This is a genomic window from Faecalibacterium longum (assembly GCF_040094125.1).
In the GTDB taxonomy this organism is placed as follows: domain Bacteria; phylum Bacillota; class Clostridia; order Oscillospirales; family Ruminococcaceae; genus Faecalibacterium; species Faecalibacterium longum.
On sequence record NZ_JBBNIH010000075.1, the window covers coordinates 1 to 3,013 of the forward strand.

3 protein-coding genes are annotated in these 3,013 nt (G+C 45.4%); all 3 read left to right on the plus strand.

The genetic code is table 11. The features are described 5' to 3' along the window. On the plus strand, window positions 1-559 hold a 559-nt coding region (locus AAAU26_RS01740), incomplete at its 5' end, for an ImmA/IrrE family metallo-endopeptidase (RefSeq protein ID WP_349180890.1). Window positions 560-1,085: 526 nt separating this feature from the next. Then, on the plus strand, window positions 1,086-1,373 hold the full coding sequence (locus AAAU26_RS01745; protein ID WP_005928332.1) for a helix-turn-helix domain-containing protein: 288 nt from the start codon (window positions 1,086-1,088) through the stop codon (window positions 1,371-1,373). An 812-nt stretch (window positions 1,374-2,185) separates the two neighbouring features. Continuing rightward, window positions 2,186-2,950: a type II toxin-antitoxin system PemK/MazF family toxin gene (locus AAAU26_RS01750; protein WP_227619737.1), complete on the plus strand. Its 765-nt coding sequence runs from the start codon at window positions 2,186-2,188 to the stop codon at window positions 2,948-2,950. Window positions 2,951-3,013: the final 63 nt, after the last annotated feature.

The window sequence follows — 3,013 nt, forward strand, 5'->3', positions numbered from 1 at the left end:
GATGTTGCCGCTGTGTAGCGATGGTCACATCCTTGGATTAACGGTTTTCCAGAGATGTAGCTTCACAGCAACCCTTGAGGATGGAACAAAGCTTGTTGAAGTATTTATGCCGAGGGATATCGTAATCGATTCTGCTCTTGCGGCAGACAGATGCACTGGATGCCGGAATTTCACAATAGCGCATGAAGCAGCACATCAGATTTTGGCTGATCTGTTTCCGAACGACTACGGAAAAGCAGTCAAGTGCCGTGGGCACATTGCCTATCGGGAGAGAAACGGAAAGCCCTCGTGGGAAGAATGGCAGGCGGATACCCTTGCAGCAGAGCTGCTGATGCCAACATTTCTGATCAATGCCGAAATAGAACGTGTAGCGTTGACTCTGCCAAATGGGATTCTGTACAAATCAGTGTCTGACCCTAACTATGAAAAAATTCTGGAGATGGCTCGACGGATTGGGGTTTCTTGGTCTGCAATCAGGATCAGACTGCAGCAGATGCAGGTTATAAAAGGCAAACCCATCCACTGCCATCCATTGGACATCATGCGATTTGGAGAATGAATATGATTCAGTTAAAGAACCGTCCCTTTGCCGGTAAAGCACCGACTACTACACAGCAGGCAGAATTTAGCATAGGCTGGAGATTTTGCCCTGTTTGTGGAAATAAGTTATACCAAAAAATCGAGGGGTGTTCAGGTATACTACAAGTGAAGTGCAATAGATGCAAAGAAACCCTGAGACTTGATCTGGCATTTAGATGCCGGTGATTTTCCAGTCATTTTAACAAATACGGGTGCATTGCACCTTGAATATGGACTGTTCGCTCCGAGCAACGGGCCATTGCCGCAAGGCAATGTATGAAACGTGCTCCAAATAGCCGGGCAACAGCTGATTGAGAGATTTTCTTCGAAGATCCCTCAGTTGGTTGTTGTCCGGCTATTTTTTTAGCCTTCAGGTAGCCTGCTCCCGTAAAAAGGAGCAGGCTTTATGTTTGTCCGTTTTTCGTGGATGCCCCAAGCGGCGAAATATCCGTAGCAACTCCGAGTTTTCGACTTCTCACGCTTTATCGAAAATTTGGAGGTCACACATGAGTTTTGATCCGAATGCTATTGGTAACCGTATTTTTACTTTGCGTACAAATGCGAAGTTATCGCAGGAAAAACTTGCTGAAAAACTTGGTGTTTCCCATCGACACCTCGGCGATCTTGAAAGGGGAAGCTCCAATGGCTCTGTAAAAATCCTGATCGATATTGCAGAATACTTCCATGTCAGTATGGATTATCTTCTTTTGGGCCGAGATCCTTCTAGGGATCAGTTTCAAAATGAACTGCAAGCCGCTATAGATCATCTTGAAAAAATCAAAGGTCTTTTATAATCACTTCAACAAGAAACGCTCCTGCCAGTTTTACACCGGCAAGAGCGTTTCTTGTGTTATTCAAAAATATCGGCAAGGGTAAGCAGCTGTACTTCTCCGCGTTCCTGTGCCTGAAGTAGTCCGTCCGTAAATCCGCCTTTCGAGAAAATGTAGTAGTGGTAGTTTGTTCCCTCCCCAAAGTGTATTTATCGAATTTATATACTCGTAAGTTAGTTTCTTACGAGTATAATACTTCATTTCTTACATAAAGTCAGGAAATATATTTTTGACGGCTCATCGAGAAACAGGAACGATACTTCCTATTTTCCTCAAAAATTGTGAACTCTGAGTTCCTGTTCATTTCGTTCCGCATCGGTTACAATACAGCCATAGCTTCGGAAAGCGTTCAAAGCAGCCCTCAAGCTATCCCGCCCCTTGAAAATTGAACACGCATTCTTCAGTCACGTTCCTGTGATGATGAGCCGCGTCCGTAACAAATGCGATGATCTCCCACTGAGGGAATGAGCGGTAGGTTGACGGTAAATGGATGACAGCTTCTCCATAGCTAAGAGCCATCACAGAATAATGATACTTCTGCCTTCGGGCAGCTCGGTGAGAACCACGGAGAGGTGAGAACCCTATGGATTCGGTACGCTGCCGGACGGCTGAAAGATTTCCCACACGAAAACAGAGTTTTCGGTTTCCGGGGATGTCGGGGACAAATACGGAAAGGTATAGAACTATAAATCACAGCAATTTGCTGTTTGAGATAGTAGGGTGGGCTGTGCGAGCAGCCCACTGTTACATATACGGATAGAAAGGAGAAATCCAAATTGGCCACACGAGGTAAAAAAGAGAAAGAGTATCCGCCTATGCCCGCAAACTGGATGTACAAGCGCGGGGATGTCTACATGATGGATCTGAATCCTTACAGCGGTTCCGAGCAAGGCGGCATCCGACCTGCCATTGTTGTCCAAAACGATGACGGTAATTTTTATTCCAATGTTCTTCTGGTCGTTCCACTGACAACACAGATCAAAAAGCGAAATATGCCAACGCATTTTATTCTGCACAATCGCTTTTTGAGTGCGCCATCTATGGCGATTTGCGAAAGTCCGCGCCCCGCAGATAAATCCAGAGTGTTAAGCTACCTTGGGCACCTGTCCAAATATGAAATGCGGCAAGTGTCAGTGTGTCTGCAATACAGCTTTGGCTTCATTGGGTATAAGTCATTCCGAAAATACCTTACGGCTCCTCCGCAGGAGGATGTTCTCGCCGCTGCAAAAGAGCTGCTCTCCCAGCAGTTTCAGAATCTTCGTGTGCTGAACAGTCAGCCCCCTGCTCTCACCAAGCACACAAAAGGCGATTTACATAGCATTGAGCAGATATCGGAAAGGATGCTCTCCACCCCAACAGAATCTTCTGTTGAGTTCATGGTCGCAGAACTGGATGATGCACTTCAATCGCTTATGTTCCGCTGGAATATCTGTTATGAACGGTATTCCAGTTTTCACTTATCCGATAACGAAAAGAAGAAAATCGGTTTGATTATCCAATCAGGAATTGATTTTCTGCAAAAGAAGAAGACTAACTATTAAAAGTCAAGCCCCAAAATGAAAAAATCCGTCTGCCGACCGCTGCCCCTGACAAACAGCATTCAA